The sequence below is a fragment of the Bradyrhizobium sp. CB82 genome (assembly GCF_029714405.1).
In the GTDB taxonomy this organism is placed as follows: Bacteria; Pseudomonadota; Alphaproteobacteria; order Rhizobiales; family Xanthobacteraceae; genus Bradyrhizobium.
In genome coordinates this window covers 3,529,093-3,550,855 of sequence record NZ_CP121650.1, presented here as the reverse complement: position 1 = coordinate 3,550,855, position 21,763 = coordinate 3,529,093, and the positions used below count along the sequence as shown (strand labels likewise).

Sequence of the window (21,763 nt, the reverse complement as noted above, 5' to 3'; positions counted from 1 at the left end):
CGAACTCGCCCTCATCCTGAGAGCTTGCCAGGACGCGCGCGCTGCCGCTCCAGCATGGGCCGCATCAGGCCGCGGTCGGACCCGGTGTTGCAGACCTTGATGTCAACGACGATCGGCTGGCCGGCGGCACTCGTCACCTGCACGTTGTAGGCGGGGCGGAAGCCGCCGTCGGCCATCTTCATGACCCGTGCGTCGGCGTCCGTCGTGGAGGCCCGCGGCTCTTTCGGCTTCTTGCCGTTGCCGCGCTTTTCTTCGCGCTCCTTGCGCTGCTGCTTGATTTCGGCGAGCGCCGTCTGCGCCGCTTTGACGCGCGCTCTGCGCTCACGCGCGGCGCGCTCCTTGGCGGCCTTCATGCGCTGATTGCTAGCATCCGAACGAGCGTCAACCTCGCGTTTGAGGTCTTCCACCACCGCCTCAGCCAAGGCCAGGTGCCGATCGAGCGTCGCCTCCCGCCGGAACGAAGCGGCCCCGGCGCTGGCCCGGACCCGAACACCGTCCTGCGCCAGCGTTTCCAGATTGACGAGGCCGACCTTTCGCCAGCACCGCCAAATGCTCGCAAAGCAGCCGGTCGAGCAGGTCGGCGCAACCGACCCGGAAGTCCGCCAGCGTGTGATGGTTCACCGACACCCCGCCACACAGCCAACGATAGGTGTCATGGCTCTCGCAAAGCCGCTCCAACGCGCGCGCGCTATCAGGCTCTCGATATCCACTGCTCGCAACTCGATTTGATCGCGTTGGGGCTCACGAAGTCGCGGCGCTGCGAGCGGCGCCGCACCGGCTTGCGGCTTTGCCTGCTCCGGCAGATCCCCAAACAATTCATCAGCGGCCATCATCCCTCCTGCGAATCCATCACCGCAAGAGAATCACACAGCACCAGCTTTCGGCTATACCGCTTGCGACCAGTCAAAAAGATTCACAGCCTCTGAGGAGGCGCGCAAGCGCCGCCTCGAAGGATGGGCTGCGGGCAACATCGGGGCCTTCATGGTTCGAGACGCGTGCTTCGCACGCTCCTCACCATGAGGGTTGAGATTCAATACTCGCAATTCCTGTAGTCCGACGTCTCGCAGGCCTGCATCATCTCTTTCGCGCGGGCGATGTCTTCCACCGTCATCGTCGCGGAGACGGTCTTGAGCTCCGCCTTGGCCGTGGCATCGCCGCGGGAGGCAGCGAGGCTCAGCCACATGAAGGCGTGCGCCGAGCTCTTCGCCACCCCCTGCCCGCGCTGATACATCGCGCCCAGCATGCCTTGCGCCTTTGCATTGCCGGCCTTCGCCATACCGCGGAACACCTGGATCGCCGGCACATAGTCGCCGCGGTTATAGGCGGCCATGCCGTCCTCCCAGGGGCCGGCCATCGCCGCAGAGTTCATGCCCAGCGTAGCCGCGATCAGGCTGCCGATCACCCGCTTCCTCATGTCCCCCTCCTTCGTCCTCGCCTGCTTCTAGCGGGTTGGTACGGCACGCGCCAAGAAAAGGTTTCACGGCAACCGCGGCCGGGGAAATGGGGTTGGAGCGCCACGCGAAATTGGCTACTAGTCTTGCGCAACTGTTCGCGTTCGGGGACTGGAAATGACCTATTGCTGCGGAATCCTGGTTCGGGAAGGCCTGGTTATGATCGCCGACACCCGGACCAATGCGGGGCTGGACAACGTCTCGACCTTCCGCAAGCTGCACATCTTCTCAAAACCCGGCGAGCGCATCATGGCGATCGCGAGCGCCGGCAATCTTGCGATCAGCCAGTCGGTGCTGTCGACGCTCACCGAGGGTCTCGAAGACCCCGACACGGGCGACATCGAGACGCTGATGAACGCGCCGACCATGTTCCAGGCGGCGCAGCGCATCGGCCGCGCCATTCGCGCCGTGCATTCGACCGAGGCTGCGGCGCTCAAGGCCGAGGACATCAATTTCGACGTCTCGTTCCTGTTCGGTGGCCAGATCAAGGGCTCGCGGATGCGGCTGTTCATGGTCTATCCGGCCGGCAACTTCATCGAGTGCACCACCGACACGCCTTACCTTCAAATCGGCGAGCACAAATACGGCAAGCCGGTGCTCGACCGTGCCATGCATTACGACGTCGAGCTTTACGAGGCGCTGAAGACCAGCCTGATCTCGATGGACTCGACGATGCGCTCCAATCTCGGCGTGGGCCTGCCGATCGACGTGCTGGTGGTGCGCACGGACGCGTGCGACGCCGATCTCAACCATCGCATCGAGGCGGGCGAACCCTATTTCCACGACCTGCGCTCGCGCTGGTCGGCGGCCTTACGCGCCGCGCATCAGAACATTCCGCGGCCGCCCTACAAGAACGACAAAGAAGCCAAAACCTGACAGAAAAGAAAAGGCAGGAAACGATGAGTGAAGCGAAAAAGATCGCAGTGGTGACCGGCGCCGGTACCGGTGTCGGACGCGCAGCCGCACTGGCGCTGATGGACGCCGGCTTCACCGTGGTGCTGACCGGACGCCGGCTCGACAAGCTCGAGGAGACTGCAAAGCTCGGACCTGCCGGCAAGAGTCTCTGCGTCACCGCCGACATGACCAATCCCGGCTCGATCGCCGCGCTGTTCGCCAAGGTGTCGGAGACCTATGGGCGTCTCGACGTACTCTTCAACAATGCCGGCATGGGCGCGCCTGCGGTCAACTTCGAGGATCTCAGCCTCGAGCAGTGGCAGGCGGTGGTGAACACCAACCTCACCGGCCCGTTCCTCTGCACCCAGCACGCTTTCCGCATCATGAAGGACCAGAACCCGCGCGGCGGCCGCATCATCAACAACGGCTCGATCTCCGCGCACGCGCCGCGGCCGTTCTCAGCCGCCTACACCTCGACCAAGCACGCGATCACCGGCCTCACCAGGGCCAGCAACCTCGACGGCCGCGCCTACGACATCGCCGTCGGCCAGGTCGACATCGGCAATGCCGCGACTCCGATGACCGACCGCATGGTCGCCGGCCCCGGCGTGATGCAGCCCGACGGCACGATGAAGCACGAGCCGCGCATGGACGCGAAGGCGGTCGGTGATGCCGTCGCCTACATGGCCGGCCTGCCGCTCGATGCCAATGTGCTGTTCATGACGGTCATGGCGACCAAGATGCCGTTCGTCGGACGCGGCTAACCCACTTTCCTTTCGCTCTCCCCGCTTGTGGGAGAGTGAGAGGGCTGCACTTAAAAAACCAAGACAACCCCATGCCCCAGTCGGCGGATGGAGGTATCATGCTACTCCAGCCGCTCGATCTTCCGCAGGCTCGGGAACAGTTTCATCCACAGTTTCATCCATAGCAGCGCGACCGCGATTGTGCCGATGCCACCGAGCACGGCGGTGGGCATCGCGCCAAACAGCGCGGCGGTGAGCCCGCTCTCGAACTGGCCGAGTTGGTTCGAGGCGTTGATGAAGAGGAAGTTGACCGCGTCGACGCGGCCACGCATCTCGTCGGGCGTCGAGAGCTGCACCAGCGAGAAACGGATCACGCGGTTCGCGGACATTGGCTGCTCTTGAGCGAGGCCCGTGGCGCCCAGCGCGGCTGGTGTTGACATTGACGCGTGACCGAGGCCGGACGCGTGACCGAGGCCGGAGGTCTTGTCAACAACCGGTCGGCCTCCGTCAGCCCCGGCATTGCCTTTGCAACGGCCCGGTTGCCATAATCGTTGCGGGAATGGGGACATCATGCTGCGACTGCAATCGGCACTCGGCATTTTCGCATTGCTGTTGATCGCCTGGGCGCTGGCGGAGAACCGTCGCGCGGTCTCGCTGCGCCAGGCGGGAATCGGCCTCGTCGTCACCTTCCTCACCGCAATCGTCCTGCTCAAGCTGCCGTTCGTCGCGCATGCCTTCGGCGCCATCAACGATGCGGTCGGCGCAATCTCTGCGGCCTCGCGCGCCGGCACGTCCTTCGTGTTCGGCTATGTCGGCGGCGGCCCCCTGCCCTTCGATGTGAAGACGCCGGGCGCCGATTTCATCCTCGCGTTCCAGGCGCTGCCGATCGTGCTCGTGATGAGCGTGCTGACGACGCTGCTGTTCTATTGGCGCGTGCTGCCGCCGATCGTGCGTGGCATGGCGTGGCTGCTCGAGCGCACGTTGGGGGTCGGCGGCGCAGTCGGACTGTCGACCGCGGCGAACATCTTCCTCGGCATGGTGGAGGCCCCACTGTTCGTGCGGCCGTATCTGGCGCAGATGACGCGCAGCGAATTGTTTCTGGTGATGACCGGCGGCATGGCCGGCATCGCCGGCACGGTGCTGGTGCTCTATGCGACGCTGCTCGCGCCGCTGATTCCGGACGCCGCCGCGCATTTCGTCATCGCCTCGGTGCTCGGCGCGCCGGCCGCAATCCTGATCAGCCTGATCATGGTACCGGAGACCAGTGACCGGCTCACCGGCGGTTCGCTCAAAGACCCGGACATGCACGCCTCCGGCACGATGGATGCGATCGTCAAGGGCACCTCCGCAGGGCTCGAGCTGTTGCTCAACATCATCGCCATGCTGATCGTGCTGGTGGCGCTGGTGTATCTCGTCAATGCTTTGCTCGGGCTGCTGCCAACGATCGGCGGCGCAGCGATCTCGCTGCAACGATTGCTGGGCCTCGTGATGGCTCCAGTGTGCTGGCTGATGGGGCTGCCATGGGATCAGGCGGTGACGGCGGGTAGCCTGATGGGCACCAAGACGATACTCAACGAGTTGATCGCCTATGTCGATCTGTCGAAACTCGCCCCCGACGCGCTCGATGCGCGCTCGCGCCTGATCATGCTCTACGCGATGTGCGGCTTCGCCAATTTCGGGAGCCTCGGCATCATGATCGGCGGCCTCGGTGTCATGGCGCCGGAGCGACGCGAGGAGATCAATGCCCTCGGGCTGAAGTCGATCGTATCGGGCACGCTGACGACGTGTTTGATGGGCGCGATCGTGGGAGTGCTGACGTAGACTCTCTCCGCCCGTCATTCCGGGGCGCCGCGCAAGCGGCGAGCCCGGAATCCATCGGGCCGCAATACGAGCTGTGAAATGGATTCCGGGCTCGCGACTTTCGTCGCGCCCCGGAATGACAGCGTCTTACGCCTTCAATTCCACCGTCTTGAACTCGGCCGGCAGGATGATCTCCAGCAATTCCACGTCGTCGGAATAGTCGAGGATCATGTGCTTGATCTTCGGCGGCTGGGTCCAGGCACTGCCCGCTTCCATCAGCGTTTCGCCCTGGCCTTCCATGTAGGTCTTCACCCAGCCCTTGAGCACGTAGACCATCTGGAATTCGACGTCGTGATAGTGGAGCTTTGACACCTCGGCCGGATTGCACGGCGGCAGCAGGCGGATGACGTGGGCTTGCGCGAGTCCGTGGGTCGCAGCGGCGATGCCGAGATCGCGATATTGCGCGTAGGCGCGCAGGCCGTCGGCCTTGAAATCCTCTTCGCGGTGATGGCTGACGGCGATGCGCTGCTTGGGCCGGGTACGTGTCTTGGCAGGAGTCTTGGCGAGTGTCGTGCGAGCTTTCGCCTTCACTGCCTCGCGGGCTGAAGACCGCGTGGCGACCTTGTTGCCGTGCCATTTCTTCTTTACCGCGGATTGCGCCGCGCTGCGCGATGTCACCTTGCGCTTGACCATTGTTGCCTCCCTGATCTTTGTTCTGGAGGCGAAGGCTAACACAGAATTCGGAATCGTAAGGGTGGGTTAGCCGAAGGCGTAACCCACCGCTTCTGTCGACGCGCGGAGAGCAAAGAGGTGGCTTACGCTGCGCTAACCCACCCTATACGAGGCGCGGCAGCCTCAGTTCAACCTGAACACGCCATCGACCGCGCGCAGCTCGGCGGGCTTGATCAGCTTGGAATGCGCTACCGTCACCGAATAAAGGGGACCGTCGAGCTTCTCCTCCCAGAAGGCGAGGAAATCCGTCAGCGCCGGGAATTTCGGAAACAGATCGTAGTTCTGCCAGATGTAGGTCTGCAGCAGCGAGGGATGATCCGGCATCCGATAGAGGATCTGCGCCGTCGTCAGCCCGTAACCCAGCAACTGTTTCCGGAAGTCGTTGGAAACACCCCCAACCCGCAAGCTCATGCCAGCCTCCTTTGCAGGAGCGCATATTCAAGGGGTGGCCTGCTCGGACTGGCCCAAAGAGCCACCCGGTGGAGATGCGCTCACATGAGAGAAATGTGACGCATACGGCCAACCCATCTCAAGCCCAAAAGTTTAACAAGTTGTTGAAATTCAATGCTTTAGCAGCAGATCGGGGGGTCTGCTAATAGCGCGCGAGGCCTCGTTTAACGATGGTAAATGATTTTGGCAGACAGGCCTTCTGAGTGCTGATTTTTCTGCTAGAAGCCCTTGCTCCCGTAAAAAACCTGTCCTATCTCAGTTCTCGCCTGCGCTAGCACTCGCAGGCAGCGACTGCTAACACCCAAAAATCTCCAACTCGTGCAATTGCTTAGGAGGACTGCATGAAATTCCGTCCGCTTCACGACCGCGTCGTGATCAAGCGCATCGACGCAGAAGAGAAGACCGCTGGCGGCATCATCATTCCCGATACGGCCAAGGAAAAGCCCTCCCAGGGCGAAGTGATCGCCGTTGGCCCGGGCGGCCGCGACGAGAGCGGCAAGCTGATCCCGATCGACGTCCAGGTCGGCGACCGCGTGCTGTTCGGCAAGTGGTCGGGCACCGAGGTCAAGATCGACGGCCAGGACCTGTTGATCATGAAGGAAAGCGACATCATGGGCGTGCTCGAAGCTCCCGCTTCGAAGAAAAAGGCCGCCTAATCCAGCCGCTCGCACCGCTCACCCCTGAGGAGCGCCTGCCGGGCGCCTCGCCAAGGGTGAGATAAGACCAAGACAACTCAGGGAAACCAATATGTCAGCCAAAGAAGTGAAATTCGGCGTCGACGCCCGTGACCGCATGCTGCGCGGCGTCGAGATCCTCGCCAACGCCGTGAAGGTCACGCTCGGTCCGAAGGGCCGCAACGTCGTTCTCGACAAGTCGTTCGGCGCTCCCCGCATCACCAAGGACGGCGTCACCGTCGCCAAGGAGATCGAGCTCGACGACAAGTTCGAGAACATGGGCGCCCAGATGGTGCGCGAAGTCGCCTCCAAGTCCGCCGACGCGGCCGGCGACGGCACCACCACCGCGACCGTGCTCGCGGCCGCGATCGTCCGTGAAGGCGCCAAGGCGGTTGCCGCCGGCATGAACCCGATGGACCTCAAGCGCGGTATCGACCTCGCCGTCGACGCCGTCGTTGCGGACCTCGAAAAGAACACCAAGAAGGTCACCTCGAACGAGGAGATCGCCCAGGTCGGCACCATCTCGGCCAACGGCGACGCGGAGATCGGCAAGTTCCTCGCCGACGCCATGAAGAAGGTCGGCAACGAGGGTGTCATCACCGTCGAGGAAGCCAAGTCGCTCGAGACCGAGCTCGACGTCGTCGAGGGCATGCAGTTCGATCGCGGCTACATCTCGCCCTACTTCGTCACCAACGCCGACAAGATGCGCGTTGAGATGGACGACGCCTACATTCTCATCAACGAGAAGAAGCTCTCCTCGCTGAACGAGCTCTTGCCGCTGCTCGAGGCCGTGGTGCAGACCGGCAAGCCGCTGATCATCGTCGCAGAGGACGTCGAGGGCGAGGCGCTCGCCACGCTCGTGGTGAACCGTCTGCGCGGCGGCCTGAAGGTCGCGGCCGTGAAGGCTCCGGGCTTCGGCGATCGCCGCAAGGCCATGCTCCAGGACATCGCGATCCTGACTGGCGGCCAGGCAATCTCGGAAGATCTCGGCATCAAGCTCGAGAACGTCACGCTCAACATGCTCGGTCGCGCCAAGAAGGTGATGATCGACAAGGAGAACACCACGATCGTCAACGGCGCCGGCAAGAAGGCCGACATCGAGGCGCGCGTGGCCCAGATCAAGGCGCAGATCGAGGAGACCACCTCGGACTACGACCGTGAAAAGCTCCAGGAGCGTCTGGCCAAGCTCGCGGGTGGCGTCGCGGTGATCCGCGTCGGCGGCGCGACCGAGGTCGAGGTGAAGGAGCGCAAGGATCGCGTTGATGACGCGATGCATGCGACCCGCGCGGCGGTCGAGGAAGGCATCCTGCCGGGCGGCGGCGTCGCCCTGCTCCGCGCCACCGAGCGGCTGAAGAACCTGCGTACCGCCAACGACGACCAGAAGACCGGCGTCGAGATCGTGCGCAAGGCGCTGTCCGCGCCGGCCCGCCAGATCGCGATCAACGCCGGTGAAGACGGCTCGGTGATCGTCGGCAAGATCCTCGAGAAGGATCAGTACACCTACGGCTTCGACTCGCAGACCGGCGAATACGGCAACCTCGTCACCAAGGGCATCATCGACCCGACCAAGGTCGTGCGCACCGCGATTCAGAACGCCTCCTCCGTGGCGGCGCTGCTGATCACCACCGAGGCCATGGTCGCCGAGCTGCCGAAGAAGGCCGCTGCCGGCCCCGCCATGCCCCCGGGCGGCGGCATGGGCGGCATGGACTTCTAAGGTCCGACGCTCTCGACGAAGTGCGAAACCCCGGCAGCAATGCCGGGGTTTTTGTCTTTTTAGTATTCTACCAAAGGTCGTACCGCCTTTGTCAGTCCGGGGCGGCGCGCAGCGCGGAGCCCGGAATCCCTTTCACCAATCGCACATGGCCTATACGCATGGCCTATTACGTCTGCCTGCTCGCCAACAAGAAATATGGAACGCTATATATTGGCGTGACGAACGACATCGTCCGTCGCATTCGTGAGCACAAGACCAAGTCGCCCCTGGATTCACCAAAAAGTACTCAGTGGACAAGCTGGTCTGGTTCGAAACCTACGATGACGTCACGACCGCCATTGAGCGCGAGAAAGAATTGAAGAAGTGGCGAAGGGACGAAAGGCTTCAATCGACGCGCGCGACAACGCCGATCTCACCAGACAAACGAAAGGCCGCCCGTGGGCGGCCTTTCTGACGTCACGCGCTCTCAGGCGCCTTGAGGCGCACCAGCCGCGTCAGCAGGGCATCGAGGCCCTCGCCGTCACCGGCATGGAGGTCGATCCGGCCGACCTTCTCGACCAGCCGCTCCAGCGACTCCAGCTCCTTGAGCCGCAGCAGCAGGGGGTTCTCCTCCATCAGGCGGGCGGTGTTCAGAAGCGAGCGCGTCGCCGCGGTCTCTTCCTGCCGGCGGATCAGGTTCGCCTTCGCGACCCGCTCCGCTTCCACCACCTTGTTCACCAGCTCCCGGATTTCGCCGGGCAGGATCACATCCTTGACGCCGAGCTCGGTGACCTCGACGCCTGATACCGCGACGCGTGCGCGCACGTAGTCGCGCAGCTCCGCATCCAGTGCCGCCTTTGCAGACAGCACCTCGTCCAGCGTGCGGCCCGCCACCGCCTCGCGGATTGCGAACTGCACCAGGCGGTACAGCCACGCATCCACGTCGGGCATGGTTGCGACCGTGCGCTCGGGATCGACCACCCGGCGGAACGCCGTCAGCGTCACCCGCAGCGCGATGCGATCCTTGGTCAGCATCTCCTGCGCGGTGATCTCGACCGTCTGGGGCCGCAGGTCGAGGCGCTTCACCTCGATCTTGCGGCCGACGATCCAGAACGCGTGCCGGCCGGGCGCAAGCCGCTCCACGAGCCGGCCCTCGACATAAAGCAGGCCTGCCTCGTGGTTCTCGACCACCGTCTCGCTCACGACGGTCGAGCGGTTGCGCTCGATCATGGTCAGATGCCGCGCGTCGACACGGGGATCGCGCGACACATCGATGCGCTCGACATCGATGCGGGTTGCGACCTTCCAGTAGACGCGCACCTGCCAGGGCGTCATCAGATGCACGGGCCGGCCGTCGAGGCTGACGATGGCGACCTCGTCCGCCTTGGTCTCGACCGCTTCGAACAGCTCGACGGCAAGATCGGGCCGCGCGGCCTTCAGCACTGCGTAGCGATTCGCGGGGAATTCGCTGCGAACCACATCGAGCACCTCGGCCTTCAGCTCGTGCAGGGGATCGAACAGGCGATGCCGACCGGGCGCGAGCACGCGCACGAGCTGCCCGTTGCGCGTCAGCAACGCACGCTCGCCGTCTTTCACCGTCACGTTCAGCATCAGCAAGTGCCGGATCATGGCACGCCTCCATCATTTGCGCCCGGCCGCAAGCGGTCGGACGGCGGGTTTCGTTTGCAAAGGATGCGAGGACGCGGACGACGCTTCCTGAGAAATCGGCGGGCCGAGGCTTGAGCCTGCATGACGACGGGCGCACGCGCGCAATCGCTCGAGGTGTCTCGAGCGGTCGTGCGGAGCCACCCGGTGTCAGCGCAAGCGGTATCCGCCGCGGCGCAAAGCCGGTTTCACAGTGTCGTTGCTCGGACGAAAGCCTTTTGGGCGATGCGGCCGGACGGCGACTGAAGCGCGCGTCCGGTCCTCTTCAGAGGTATCAGCTTCGTAGGCTGAAACGGAGCGCTGGAGCGGGATTCGAACCCGCGTCACGATGATTAAACGTCATCTGCTCTACCACTGAGCTATCCTTTGTGGAGCAAGAGACCGGAATCGAACCGATGCCTTCGGGTTTCAGCCCGACGCTCTCCATGAGCTACGTCCTGCTTTTCTATCCTTCGTTCGGCGGAACACGAAACCGGAGACCGGCCCGCGCCAGTCGGGATCTCAGAGAGCCCGAGCCCGTGGCCATCGCAAAGGAGCGCGGACATAAGGCAAGCGCGGAGCCTTGGCAAGAGATTTTTTGCGTCGTGATTTTCCGATCTGCGAGGTCTTACGCCTGATGAAACGCGAAATCCCGAAAGCAGGCGCGCACCCACTCGATCGTCAGGCGCGCCGCGGGATCGCGCTTGAGATGGTTTTGCACAAGCAACCAGACGTCGCGGCGCTTCGCGAGCAAGGTGGCGCGCAGGCTGCGATCGGCGAGCAACGGCTCGCAGCTATATTCGGGCAGCACGCCAATCGCCTGATGCGACCGGATCATCGTGCGGATGACGCGGATGTTGTCGGTGACGCAGCGCGCATTCTTCAGCCGTTTCGCGCGCAAGAATTGCGCGTCGGGAATCACGTCGAGTTCGTCCGGGTAGGCGCACACGATCGGGTCGCTCTCGCCACGGTCCGCTGGCTCGAAGAAATACAGGCGCACATCGGCGAGTTTCGAGATCGTGAAGTCGCCCTTGTCGGGCTTGCGCAGGCGGACGGCGAGATCGGCCTGCCAGCGCGAGAATTTCACGTTCTCGCTGGAGGTGAGGAATTGCAGCGTCAACCCGGGATTGGTGCGCAGGAAGTCGCTCGCGCGCGGCGACAGCACCTCCTCGGCGACCGTGTTGGTAGAGGCGATGCGCAGGCGTCCCACCGGACATGCCAGGCTCTCACTGAGGCGACCGATCTCGGCGGCATGTGCGGCCATCGCCTCGACATGCGCCAGCACCGCCTCGCACTGCCGCGTCGGCTTGCGGACGCCGTCGGCGGCCTCGAACAGACGCAAACCGAGCGCACGCTCGATGCGCGACAGCCTGCGCCTGCCGCGCATCTCGCCGACCGCGAATTCCTCGTCGGCGACCGCTTCACGGTTGCGGATGCGCATCTCACCTGGGCCTTGCTGCTGCTCCGTCCCGCAGGCGTCGACATTGCGCAATGGCCGCCGCTGGTCAGCTATCTGACCCGCATGCAGGCGCGGCCCGCCGTGCGGGACGCGATCGCGACCGAAATGGCGCTTCGCAAAACGGTGGCGGCTTAGGGACTCACTCGACCCGCGCGAGCACGGCGAGCTTGCGGATGCCTTTGTTGCGGTAGGCGTCGAGGAAGGCGGAGTAGTCGCGGAACGACACGCAGCCGTTGGAATCGCCGTTCGGCCCGAGCATGAAGGTGTGCGCCAGCAGGCCGTCGCGGCCGTAGATCGCGTTCTCGCCGCCGATCGGCGTCAGCCGCAGCGCCGGCACGCCGTGGAACAGCGCCTCGCGCGGCTTGAGCGTGTAGATGTGCGGCGGCGTCACGCCGCGCATGCGGACGCGCGATGAGCGCGGGTCGTCGAGATTGGAGCCGAGGCCGGAATGCGCCTCGAGCTTGGTGCCGTCGGGCAGATACACCGTCTTCGCGGTGATGTCGTAGACCGCGGTGTCGCGGTCATAGGGCGGCGAACCGCCGAGCATCGGGTTCTGCTCCTTCGGCGCGATGCTCGCGGTCACGCTGGCATCGGCTGAAGCGTAAGCCAGCAGGCCGCCTGACGGCTCGCGCTTGCCCCAGAGCTTCTCGACCATCGACTGCCGCGGCGAGGCGATCGCCATCACCGCCGCCTTCGCGCGATCCGCGAAAGACTTCGTGGGCTTCGCTTCTGGCACGCGCGCGGCCTCGGCCGGCTCGGCCGAGGCAACCTGCACCGGCGCATCTGCGCCGCGCTTGGCCTTCGCGGCGTCTGCGATCTTGGCGGGGCCCTGCGCCTTCGGCGCTTCCGCAACCTTCACGGGCGCGGCGGGCTTCGCAGTGTCCTTGGCGTCCGCCACCTTCGTTGCGGGAACCTGGGGCGCGGCGCTCGCCGCGTTGGACTCCACGCTCTGGGGGGCTGCGGCGGCAAAACGCTCGTTGAACATTTCGCGGGTCATCGGCGTGACCACCTGCCCGCGATCGGGCAGCATCGCGAAGACTTCCTTCACCGCCGCGCCGGCCTCGCGCAGCGCAACCTTCGGTGCGCGCTTGATCACGGGCTCGTCGTAGCCGGCGGTGCCCACGGTCGGATAGACGCTCGCGCCGAAAATGTAGTTTTGGACGGTCCAGCCGGCGCCCAGCACGAGGCAGCCGATCGCGGCGGCGCCGACGATGGTCTGGGTGGTCAGTTTCCGGGAAGACTTCCGAGAAGATTTCTTGGACTTCCGTGCCGCGTTACTTTGCGCAGCGATACTCGTACTCATTCGCCTTGCGTCCAGGACGGTGTCACTCAGTCCCCCTTCGAAGTGCCGCTGCTGGTCACGGTCCGAGAGCTGCATCTCGCAGAGGGTCGGAGCGTCATTAAGGCGACTTTTAGTTAAATGCGGATTAAGTTCGGGCGGATGTAGGGCATCTCGTTAGCGCTGTCCCATTTCGAGAAAAAAGCACGTAAAGATACGGACTTAACCAAGGTTGTTAACCATGATTCTCGACCGATTCAGCGAGTCTCATGACGCATCCAACCAAGGCCTTTTCGTGATCTTCAACGCAGCCTCGATCATAACGACCAAGCGTTGCGCGAGGCTGGCGGACTCCTCCGATGCGACACGCGATGCGCTGGCACACATCGATCACATTGCGCGACGAATGACACGCGACACGGCGCGCTGACCGAGAGTCGATCACGCCCTCGTCTGGCAAAGAGCCCCGCGGCAAAATAGGTCCCACCTCGGCACTTTTCGGCAGCCTCCGCGCATGATACGGTCCCGTATCAACATCGCCTTGAAATGTGCCGAGCACGCCAATGGAGGCTGGCATGAGAAGGGTCGCGCACGCCGGATTTTGGGCTCTCTTGTTGATCGGACAGGCTCTCGCTCAGCCAGCCAGCACGGGTTGCACGTCATCGCCGTCAGCCGCCGGAACGCAGGCCGCTAATACGCAGACTTGGCGCTGCGACAACGGCATCACGATTGTTGCGGAAAATGGCGCCAGATTTGAACTTAAGGACGCCAACCGCGACGGACATATCGACTCGGTCGAGTTGAGCAGCAAGGCGCTGCTGGTCGAGGTTCCCAAGAAGCCCGGCGGCAATCCCTTCAAGGTGCTGACGCCGCAGGCGATCGCCGCGGTACGTGGCACGAGATGGGCAGTCGATGCCGCCGACGGCAGCAAGACGTCCGTGTTCGTCGCCGACGGACGCGTCGGCGTCAGCCGCAGGGCCCGCGGACAGGCCGTCGTGCTCGGACCGGGCGAAGGCGTGGACGTCGAGGCGACCGGCATGGCGGAGGTCAAGCGCTGGGGCCAGCCGCGCATCGACGCCTTGATGGCAAGACTCGGACAATAGAGACTCGGACAATAGAGACTCGGACTATAGGTGATGACAGCAGAACGACGGGTATGAGTGGCCGACGCGTTCAGATCCTGATTGCGCTGATCCTCACCGCGCTGTGGGGCGCCGCCATTTACATCGCTCACGCGAACGGCCATCTGCGGTTTCTCGATCGTCTCGAGGCGACGTTGACGGACTTGCGAACGCTGGTGCGCGGCGTGCGGCCAGCGCCAGATCTCGTGACCATCATTGCGATCGACGACGCCGTCGTGAAGCGCGGCGGCCGCTATCCGCTTCCCCGCGCCGACCTGGCGCGCGTCGTCGATGCCGTCGCGCAGTTCAATCCGAAGGTGATCGCCGTCGACCTCCTGCTGGTCGATCGTGGCGCCGGACTCGGCGATGCCATGCTGGCGCGTTCACTCGCTGCCGGCCCAACGGTCCTTGCCGCCGCGGCGATCTTTCCAACCGCCAGCGATACCGTGGCGACGAGCAGCGAAGGGCCACTTGCCGCCCTGCCCCAGGCCGAGCGTTTCCTGCTGCCGCTGCCGGCCTTCGCCGATCATGCCGAGGTCGGCATCGTCAACGTTGCGACGGGGCAGTCCGGCTCCCCGCTCTCGATCCCGATGTTGTTCCGGACGGGCGACAGGGTCGAGCTGTCGTTTCCGCTCCGGGTGGCGAGCCGCGCGCTCGACCAACCGCTGACGATTGCACCCGATCACCTCATGCTCGGCGATCGTACAGTCCCGACCGACACCGACTTTTCGCTACCGATCACCTATTACGGCCCGCGCCGCACGATCCGCACGTTGAGCGCGCAGAACGTTTTCGACGGCACGCTCGATCGCGGGACTATCGAGAACCGGATCGTCGTGATCGGCGCCTCGGTCGCCGGCGGCGGCGATTTCTTCCCGACGCCGTTCGATAGCCTGATGCCCGGCGTCGAGGTCGTCTCGACCGCGATCACGCATCTCGTTGCCGGCGACGGCATCGTGCGCGACCGCAAGGTTCACATCGCCGACGCATTCGCCGCGACCCTGCTGCCAATGGTCCTGGTAGGCCTTCTGGCGTGGCGGCGGAGCGCGATCGGCCTCACTGTGGCGGCCGTGGTGGTGATGGCCTGGGCCGCGCTCAACCTGCTGGCGTTCACGCACGGCATCTGGCTCAACGCCGCAACCACGCTCGCGGCCGCAGTGCCGCCAGTTGCGGTCTTTGCCGGCGTGCAATTGTGCGCGGGAGGTCGCAGAACGCAGTACCTGACCGCAAGGAGCAGATCGCTGGCGCAATTCCAGGCGCCCGCCGTGCAGGAGTGGCTGGCGCGCGATCCCGATTTCCTGGCGGAACCGGTCCGCCAGAATGCCGCCGTCGTCTTCATCGACCTCTCCGGCTTCACGGCGCTCAGCGAACGGCTCGATCCGGACACGCTTCGCGACCTGTTGAAGGCGTTTCATGCGCTGGTCGACAAGACGGCTGTCTCGTGCGGTGGAATGATCACCGGATTTCTCGGCGACGGCGCGATGATCCTGTTCGGCCTGCCGCGCGCAGCGCCTGACGACGCGGCCCGGGCCGTCAAATGCTCGGTCGACCTGCACCGCGTTGTGGAAAGCTGGATGGCATCGCTGCCAGCACCGTCCAGGGATCAGCTCGGCTTCAAGATCGGCGCGCATTTCGGTCCGATCGTCGCCTCGCGTCTCGGCGGAAGCCACCAGCACATCACCGCGACCGGCGACACCGTCAACGTGGCGAACCGGTTGATGGAGGTCGCCGCCCAGCACGATGCGCAGCTCGCGTTCAGCGATACCCTGCTTGACACGGCCGACTTCCGCGGTGGTCCCCACGGCATTCTGACGGGACCGTTGCAGACACCGGTTCGCGGCCGCTCCGGAGCGGTCACCGTCTGGTTCTGGCACGAAGAGCGGCAGCCGGGACAGGCCGCGGCTGAGGCCGACGTCGCCGGCTGAATGCTCGAAACCTCTTACCGGACTTCCGGCGGCGGCGAACGGTCGAGAACCTCGCCTTTGGTGCCCTCCAGCAAATCGATCCCGTAGGTCTCGACGACGAGCGGCCCCCGCTTGCGCTGCAATTCCGCTACGCGCGTCACCTGCGTGAAGTTCTCGTTGAGGAAGGGATGACCGTCGGGACGCAGCTCGTCGACATAGAGCAGCTTGCCGGCGAGCAGCTTTGGATCGGGCTCGCCCATATTGACCCACCGGATGCGCTGGTCCCGCTGGACCACGCACGTGCCGCGCGGCAAATAGAAGGCGAGCCAGGCCGTGGTGCCGTAGTCCGGCGCCAGGATGCAGGTCGCGCCGGTCTTCACGCGCACCGCCTCGATCTCGGCTGCGAGCGGGCGCCAGCCGACGCCGACGCTGCGCACGGTGGCGTCGCGGCGATAGCCGGACAGCCAGCCGGTATTGGCCTGCACGATGAGGGCCGCAAACATCACGATGCCGGCGGGCGCTGCCCATTTGAGGCAGAATGCGACAAGTTCCTGCTGTCGCGGCTTCCATTGCGCGATGTGGGCGGCGACCGCAGCCGCGACCGCGAAGGCGGGATAGACCGGCGCGAACCAGTTGGCCTCGACGCGGGCGTGCAGCGAATGCCAGACAAAATAGACGACGATGGTCCAGAACATCGCCTCGACCAGGATGCGCGAGGCCGACGCGCCGATCCTACGCCATGTCAGCACATGAAGACCCATCGCACCGAGGATGAAGACGAGCGGAGTTGCGAATGCAAACTGCGTCGGGATGAGCTCGGCGATGAAGACGGGACGGAAATCCTCGATCCGCGCGCGACCGAACTGCTTGAGGAACGACACCCATTGATGGTCGGCATTCCAGAGCACCACGGGCGAGAAGATCGCAAACGCCACGATGCCGCCGAGATAGGGCCAGGGCGAGATGAACCAGCGCCGCAGCTTCGGCACCGCGGCGAGCCAGATCAGGATCGCGACGCCGAAGAACAGCGCGGTGTATTTCGACAGCAGCGCAGCGCCGACCGCAGCGCCCACCGCAAGCCACCACACGCCGCGGCCGGTCTCCAGCACCTTGGCGAGGAAAAACAGCACGAAGCTGGAGGCGACCAGCAGCGGCGCATCTGGCGTGACGATCAGCGTTCCGACCGCGGCCATCAGCGTCGCGTTGAGCAGGATCGCGCTGGTTGCGGCAACGCGCGCGCCGCCGAAGAGGATCGCGGCGGCGCGATACACCGCATAGCTCATGGGCAGTGCGAGCAGGATCGAGACCAGCCGCACGCCGAGCTCGGTATCGCCCGCGATAATCGTGCCGGCGCGGATGACGTAGGCGACCATCGGCGGGTGGTCGTAATAGCCGCCCGCAAGGCTCTTCGACCACATCCAGTAATAGGCTTCGTCGAACGTGATCGGCGTGAAAGCGGCGGCGACCAGCCGCAGCACGACCATTGCAATGATGATCAGCGTGGCATTACGGACGATGCGCGCGTCGGCCCCGCCCATGATGCGCTATTTCTTGCGCCAGACGAACAGTCCGGACATCGCGTAGTTCCACACGACGCCCATCAGCGCGCCGGCCATGCCGGCAAGCCACCAGATCGGCTCCTGGTCGTAGACCGAGAAGGCGACGCCGACATTGGCGAACAGGCCGACGCTACAGACGATGTAGAAGGCGATCAGGCCGCGCAGAATCGCAAAGCCCTTCAACCGCTGGTCGCGATAGGTGAGGAAGTTGTTGAGGATGAAGTTGCTGGTCATGGCGACGAGCGCGCCTGAGGCCTGCGCCTCCGCGAACGGAGCCTTGAAGATCTCGAGGGCGATGAACAGCGTCGCGAGATGCACGACGAGGCCGATGCCGCCGACCATCGCGAACAGGAGGAAACGCAGCGACACCGCGTCGTTGGTCAGCTTCGCCAGCACCAGGCCTAAGAAGTCCAACGCGACCATGGAATCGAGCTTGCTCTCGCCATGCTGGCGCGCGCCGAAGGTGTAGGGAATTTCGATCGTGCGCAGCGTGCCGCGCGCGGACGCGACGACGTCGAGCAGGATCTTGAAGCCATGCACCGAGAGTTTTGGCGCCAGCTGCTCGAAGCGGTCGGTGCGCATCATGAAGAAGCCGCTCATGGGGTCGGCGATCTCGACCTGCAGCACCTGCTTGGCGACTTCGGTCGCAAGCGCGCTGGCGCCGGCGCGCTGCTTGTTGAAGCCTTCGCTCTTGTAGCCCTCGATATAGCGGCTGCCGACGACGAGCTCGGCCTGCCCGCTCGCGAGCAGCGAGAGCATCTTCGGCAATTGCGTCTCGTCATGCTGAAGATCGGCGTCGATCACGGCCGCATAGGGCGCGCTGGAGGCCAGGATGCCTTCGATGCAGGCGCCCGACAGGCCGCGGCGGCCGATGCGGCGGATGCAGCGCACCCGGCTGTCATGCCTGGCGAGCGCCCGCACCACGTCCCAGGTACCGTCGGGCGAATTGTCGTCGACGAACACGACCTCCCAGGCGATGCCGTCCAGGGTCGCCTTTAGCCGCCCGTACAGGACCGTGACGTTGTCACGCTCGTTGAAGGTCGGGACGACGACGGACAATTCCGGCGACCGTTGACCGGGCTGCGGAGCTTGCTGTGGGCTTTCGGGGCCCGGTCTGATCGCTTCATTCATGACGGGGAGCGTATATCCGCCGCATCCTGCGATGCCAAGCCGAGGTTTTGAGGGGAGAGCGCCGAAAAGGGGTCCAAAAATGCCAACGACCCCAGAATAACGGGCTCGCGTACATCCGGCGCAGCCGAGCTATTCTAAGGTCGTTTCAGCGCCGGAGGGGTGAGCTGCAACGTCGCTGTTAAAAGGTAAATGGGAACTGCCATGGCCGTCCGCAAGGGCGCAAAATCCCTTCTGAGGCTCTTATTGGTTGGGCACTTCCCGAATGACCGGCCCCCGCGGGGCCGCTGCGGCAGGGGCCGGGGTAGCAGCCGGTGCAGGCTGGGCTGCAGCCTTCGGTTTCGGCGGCTTGCCATACTGGCCGATCGGCCCGAACACTACGGCGACCGCCAGCACGATCGCCGCGACGATCGCGCCAAAAATGCCTCCGACCGACTCAGACGTCATCCTGCCCGTTCCCGCTCCGATGAGCCCTTCTGATATCACGGAAGCGCGGCCGGCCGGAAGGGCCGCGGGTTCCGACGGTTAATTCTGGGGCGAATGGCGATTGCTTCTCCTCCCCGATTCGCTATTCGCCACTCGCTATTCGCCTCGGTCGGAGGCCGGCGCTTCGCGAAGCCTGTCACAGGCAGTGCCAATAGTCGTCGCGGCCCTAAATCGCCAGCTTGTGCGCGCCTCCCGCGTCGTCGTCATCGGCAATGGCAGCAGACGTCACCATGACCAGCGCCAGCGCGATCAGCATCCGCATCTTGTTCTCCTGTTATCGCAGATCCCGATCGCGAGCTTAGACGGGGCGTCGCAGCTGGCCATTCACATCTCGTTTGATTAGGATGTACGCCCTCCTCCCATCCGCGCGAGATCCTCCGTGGCCAAAGCAAAACCCGCGTCGCAAAAATCGGGCAACATCTTCATCGGCATTGGCGGCTGGACCTTCGAGCCCTGGCGCGGGGTATTCTATCCGGAGAAGCTCGCGCAGGCGAAGGAGCTGTCCTATGCCGCGTCGAAGCTGACCTCGATCGAAATCAACGGCACCTATTACGGATCGCAGAAGCCGGAGAGCTTTCGCAAATGGGCGTCCGAGGTACCCGATGGATTCGTCTTCTCGGTCAAGGGACCGCGCTTTGCCACCAACCGGAGGGTGCTGGCGGAGGCCGGCGACTCCATCAAGCGGTTCTACGATTCCGGCGTGTTGGAGCTGCGCGACCGGCTCGGCCCGGTGCTCTGGCAATTCGCGCCGACCAAGAAGTTCGACGGCGCCGATTTCGGCAAGTTCCTCGAGCTGTTGCCGCGCAAGCTCGATGGACGCGCGTTGCGCCATGTCGTCGAGGTTCGGCACGATAGCTTCTGTACGCCCGACTTCGTCGCGCTGCTGCGCGAGTTCAAAACGCCTGTGGTGTTCGCCGAGCACGGCAAATATCCGGCGATCGCGGACGTCGTCAGCGATTTCGTCTATGCGCGGCTTCAGAAGGGCAGTGACGAGTTGAAGACCTGCTATCCGCCGAGGGATCTCGATGCCTGGGGCAAGCGGTTTCAGGCCTGGGCCTCGGGCAGTGAACCGGACGACCTGCCGAAGGTTGACAATGCAAAGCCCAAGAAGGAGCCGCGCGACGTGTTCGCCTATGTCATCCACGAGGGCAAGGTGCGCGCGCCGGCCGGCGCCATGGAACTGATCGCACGGGTCGCCTGAGGTCTGGCATGGCCAAAGCGAAAAAGCTCTTCACCATCGGCTACGAGCAGACGCCGCCCAAGGCGGTGCTGGACGAGCTGGAGCAGGCCGGCGTCAAGCTGCTCGTCGACGTGCGCGCGGTGACGTCCTCGCGCCGGCCGGGCTTTTCCAAGAAGCAGCTCGCGGCCGGGCTCGACGAGCGCGGCATCGCTTATGTCCACCTCGCGGCGCTGGGCACGCCGAAGGAAGGACGGCTCGCCGCGCGCAGCGGCCAGTATGCGGCGCTTGAAAAGATCTACACAAAGCATCTGAAGACGCCGCAAGCGAAAGAAGAGCTCGACCAATTGTCGGCGCTGGTGAAGGAGGGCGGCCCCGTCTGCCTGCTCTGCTACGAGCGCGACCACACCCACTGTCACCGCCAGATGATTGCGGAAATCATCGAAGAGCGCGATGGCATGAAGGTGGAGAATCTGGCGGCGCCACAGCACTAGCCGTCATTCCGGAGCGCGCGAAGCGCGAGCTATGATGCGCAATTGCGCATCCGAGAATACGAACTCTGCGGCCCGACAGATTCCGGGCGCAGCGCTTCGCGCTGCCCCGGAATGACGACGCAGTGAGGGTCATGCCTCCCCCGCCAGCCGGAACGTTCCTTCCATCATCTGCACGCACTGGCCGCCGACATGGGAGGACAGAAGCGCGCCGTTCTGCTTCACCGCGCGCGTCAGCAGGATGCTCGGCCTGCCCATGTCAAAACCCTGGCCGATCGTGAGCTTCAATTCGCCGTCGCGCGAGGGATCGAGATCGGCGAACAACGCCGCCGCCGCGACCGTGGCACTGCCGGTGGCGGGGTCCTCGATCAGGCCGCTGGCGCCGGGGAAGAACATCCGCGCCTGGAGATCGCAAGGCGCTTCCGCCGCAGGCACCTCGCGCGTGTAGAAGTAGATCGCGAAGGCGCCGTCACGCGGCAACACCCGGCCGAAGGCCGCGGCATCGGGCTTGGCCCGCCGCAGCGCATCGCGCGAGCGCACTTCCGCCACCAGGGACGGCGTTCCGACGCTAACGACCTGCGGCGCGTGGCGATCGGCCGTGATGTCCATCGCGGTCAGCGATAGACAGGCTGCGACGTCATCAGCGGAGACTTGCGAGAGGCGGCTCAGCGGCTGTGGCGCGGTGAGCTCGGCGTTGACCACCCTGCCCTGCTCTCGCCGGATGTCCACGGGCACGAGGCCAGCCTTCTCCTCGAACAGCAGACGCGACTTCGGCTCCCTGGCGATCGTCGCAAGCACGAACGCCGTGCCGACATTGGGATGCCCGGCAAAGGGTAGCTCACTGACGGGCGTGAAGATGCGCACCTCGGCATCGTTCGCCTTGTCGCGCGGCGGCAGCACGAAGGTGGTCTCGGAATAGTTGAACTCGGTCGCGATCGCCTGCATCTGCTGCGTCGACAGCCCGCCGGCATCGAGCACGACGGCAAGCTGGTTGCCGCCGAAGGCGCGGTTGGTGAACACGTCGACGGTGATGTAGCGCCGTTGCATCTTTCTTGCCTCACTCAAATTGCAGCCTCAA

General features: G+C 64.6%; 19 protein-coding genes, 2 tRNA genes and 4 pseudogenes. 11 read left to right on the top strand and 14 right to left on the bottom strand.

Annotation, left to right across the window (positions count from 1 at the left end; all coding sequences use genetic code 11):
• Positions 1-26: 26 nt before the first annotated feature.
• Both QA640_RS17045 and QA640_RS17040 read right to left on the bottom strand, forming a co-directional pair.
• Positions 27-833, bottom strand: a pseudogene (locus tag QA640_RS17045) (IS5/IS1182 family transposase); the annotation flags it as partial.
• 197 nt (positions 834-1,030) lie between these two features.
• On the bottom strand, positions 1,031-1,414 hold the full coding sequence (locus tag QA640_RS17040) for a hypothetical protein (protein WP_283041747.1): 384 nt from the start codon (positions 1,412-1,414) through the stop codon (positions 1,031-1,033).
• 154 nt (positions 1,415-1,568) lie between these two features.
• Between QA640_RS17040 and QA640_RS17035 the strand changes: the two genes are divergently transcribed.
• Both QA640_RS17035 and QA640_RS17030 read left to right on the top strand, forming a co-directional pair.
• Positions 1,569-2,327 carry a proteasome-type protease gene (locus tag QA640_RS17035; protein ID WP_283041746.1) on the top strand — a complete coding sequence of 253 codons (759 nt, stop codon included), beginning with the start codon at positions 1,569-1,571 and terminating at the stop codon, positions 2,325-2,327.
• A gap of 23 nt (positions 2,328-2,350) precedes the next feature.
• Positions 2,351-3,109 carry an SDR family oxidoreductase gene (locus tag QA640_RS17030; RefSeq protein ID WP_283041745.1) on the top strand — a complete coding sequence of 253 codons (759 nt, stop codon included), beginning with the start codon at positions 2,351-2,353 and terminating at the stop codon, positions 3,107-3,109.
• A 101-nt stretch (positions 3,110-3,210) separates the two neighbouring features.
• On the opposite strand, the pseudogene QA640_RS17025 reads toward QA640_RS17030, so the two are convergent.
• Positions 3,211-3,462: pseudogene (locus QA640_RS17025) on the bottom strand (MFS transporter); the annotation flags it as partial.
• A gap of 196 nt (positions 3,463-3,658) precedes the next feature.
• Between QA640_RS17025 and QA640_RS17020 the strand changes: the two are divergent.
• On the top strand, positions 3,659-4,909 hold the full coding sequence (locus QA640_RS17020) for a nucleoside transporter C-terminal domain-containing protein (RefSeq protein ID WP_283041744.1): 1,251 nt from the start codon (positions 3,659-3,661) through the stop codon (positions 4,907-4,909).
• 126 nt (positions 4,910-5,035) lie between these two features.
• On the opposite strand, the gene QA640_RS17015 is transcribed toward QA640_RS17020, so the two are convergent.
• Both QA640_RS17015 and QA640_RS17010 read right to left on the bottom strand, forming a co-directional pair.
• Positions 5,036-5,581 (bottom strand): cupin domain-containing protein, encoded by a 546-nt coding sequence (locus QA640_RS17015; RefSeq protein WP_283041743.1) that lies wholly within the window; start codon positions 5,579-5,581, stop codon positions 5,036-5,038.
• Positions 5,582-5,743: 162 nt separating this feature from the next.
• A complete protein-coding gene (locus QA640_RS17010) occupies positions 5,744-6,031 on the bottom strand; it encodes an usg protein (protein ID WP_283041742.1) in 288 nt (95 codons plus the stop codon).
• Positions 6,032-6,411: 380 nt separating this feature from the next.
• Here QA640_RS17010 and groES point away from each other — a divergent pair, with 380 nt between their 5' ends.
• The 3 genes and pseudogenes from groES (at position 6,412) to QA640_RS16995 (ending at position 8,912) form a co-directional block, all read left to right on the top strand.
• Complete coding sequence (gene groES / locus QA640_RS17005) at positions 6,412-6,726, top strand: co-chaperone GroES (RefSeq protein ID WP_283041741.1); 315 nt, start codon at positions 6,412-6,414, stop codon at positions 6,724-6,726.
• 91 nt (positions 6,727-6,817) lie between these two features.
• A complete protein-coding gene (groL, locus tag QA640_RS17000) occupies positions 6,818-8,458 on the top strand; it encodes a chaperonin GroEL (protein ID WP_283041740.1) in 1,641 nt (546 codons plus the stop codon).
• 158 nt (positions 8,459-8,616) lie between these two features.
• Positions 8,617-8,912 (top strand): annotated as a pseudogene (locus QA640_RS16995) (GIY-YIG nuclease family protein).
• A 2-nt stretch (positions 8,913-8,914) separates the two neighbouring features.
• Here QA640_RS16995 and QA640_RS16990 read toward each other — a convergent pair.
• The 4 genes from QA640_RS16990 to QA640_RS16975 form a co-directional block, all read right to left on the bottom strand.
• The gene (locus tag QA640_RS16990) at positions 8,915-10,066 is read right to left on the bottom strand and encodes an SPFH domain-containing protein (RefSeq protein WP_283041739.1); all 1,152 of its coding nucleotides are present in this window, start codon (positions 10,064-10,066) and stop codon (positions 8,915-8,917) included.
• Between the two features lie 337 nt (positions 10,067-10,403).
• Positions 10,404-10,467: transfer RNA gene (locus tag QA640_RS16985), tRNA-Lys, on the bottom strand.
• A gap of 4 nt (positions 10,468-10,471) precedes the next feature.
• Positions 10,472-10,543: transfer RNA gene (locus QA640_RS16980), tRNA-OTHER, on the bottom strand.
• Positions 10,544-10,709: 166 nt separating this feature from the next.
• Positions 10,710-11,468, bottom strand: a complete 759-nt coding sequence (locus QA640_RS16975; protein WP_283041738.1) for a LysR family transcriptional regulator — start codon at positions 11,466-11,468, stop codon at positions 10,710-10,712.
• Between QA640_RS16975 and QA640_RS16970 the strand changes: the two are divergent.
• Positions 11,457-11,675: pseudogene (locus QA640_RS16970) on the top strand (glutathione binding-like protein); the annotation flags it as partial. The gene QA640_RS16975 and the pseudogene QA640_RS16970 overlap by 12 nt on opposite strands.
• Positions 11,676-11,679: 4 nt before the next feature.
• Here QA640_RS16970 and QA640_RS16965 read toward each other — a convergent pair.
• Positions 11,680-12,768, bottom strand: a complete 1,089-nt coding sequence (locus QA640_RS16965) for a tlde1 domain-containing protein (protein WP_283042811.1) — start codon at positions 12,766-12,768, stop codon at positions 11,680-11,682.
• A gap of 626 nt (positions 12,769-13,394) precedes the next feature.
• Here QA640_RS16965 and QA640_RS16960 point away from each other — a divergent pair.
• A complete protein-coding gene (locus QA640_RS16960; protein WP_283041736.1) occupies positions 13,395-13,922 on the top strand; it encodes a FecR domain-containing protein in 528 nt (175 codons plus the stop codon).
• 53 nt (positions 13,923-13,975) lie between these two features.
• A complete protein-coding gene (locus QA640_RS16955; RefSeq protein WP_283041735.1) occupies positions 13,976-15,865 on the top strand; it encodes an adenylate/guanylate cyclase domain-containing protein in 1,890 nt (629 codons plus the stop codon).
• A gap of 14 nt (positions 15,866-15,879) precedes the next feature.
• Here QA640_RS16955 and QA640_RS16950 read toward each other — a convergent pair whose 3' ends face one another.
• The 3 genes from QA640_RS16950 to QA640_RS16940 all read right to left on the bottom strand — a co-directional run bounded on the left by QA640_RS16950 (position 15,880) and on the right by QA640_RS16940 (position 18,978).
• Positions 15,880-17,382, bottom strand: coding sequence for a glycosyltransferase family 39 protein (locus tag QA640_RS16950; RefSeq protein ID WP_283041734.1), 1,503 nt, complete (start codon positions 17,380-17,382; stop codon positions 15,880-15,882).
• 6 nt (positions 17,383-17,388) lie between these two features.
• Complete coding sequence (locus QA640_RS16945) at positions 17,389-18,534, bottom strand: glycosyltransferase family 2 protein (RefSeq protein ID WP_283041733.1); 1,146 nt, start codon at positions 18,532-18,534, stop codon at positions 17,389-17,391.
• A 240-nt stretch (positions 18,535-18,774) separates the two neighbouring features.
• Complete coding sequence (locus tag QA640_RS16940) at positions 18,775-18,978, bottom strand: hypothetical protein (RefSeq protein ID WP_283041732.1); 204 nt, start codon at positions 18,976-18,978, stop codon at positions 18,775-18,777.
• Between the two features lie 418 nt (positions 18,979-19,396).
• Here QA640_RS16940 and QA640_RS16935 point away from each other — a divergent pair, with 418 nt between their 5' ends.
• Positions 19,397-20,218: a DUF72 domain-containing protein gene (locus QA640_RS16935; protein ID WP_283041731.1), complete on the top strand. Its 822-nt coding sequence runs from the start codon at positions 19,397-19,399 to the stop codon at positions 20,216-20,218.
• Positions 20,219-20,226: 8 nt separating this feature from the next.
• Positions 20,227-20,688, top strand: coding sequence for a DUF488 domain-containing protein (locus QA640_RS16930; protein WP_283041730.1), 462 nt, complete (start codon positions 20,227-20,229; stop codon positions 20,686-20,688).
• Positions 20,689-20,817: 129 nt separating this feature from the next.
• Here the strand turns inward: QA640_RS16930 and QA640_RS16925 are convergent, their stop codons facing one another.
• Complete coding sequence (locus QA640_RS16925) at positions 20,818-21,732, bottom strand: PhzF family phenazine biosynthesis protein (RefSeq protein WP_283041729.1); 915 nt, start codon at positions 21,730-21,732, stop codon at positions 20,818-20,820.
• Positions 21,733-21,763 lie beyond the last annotated feature (31 nt).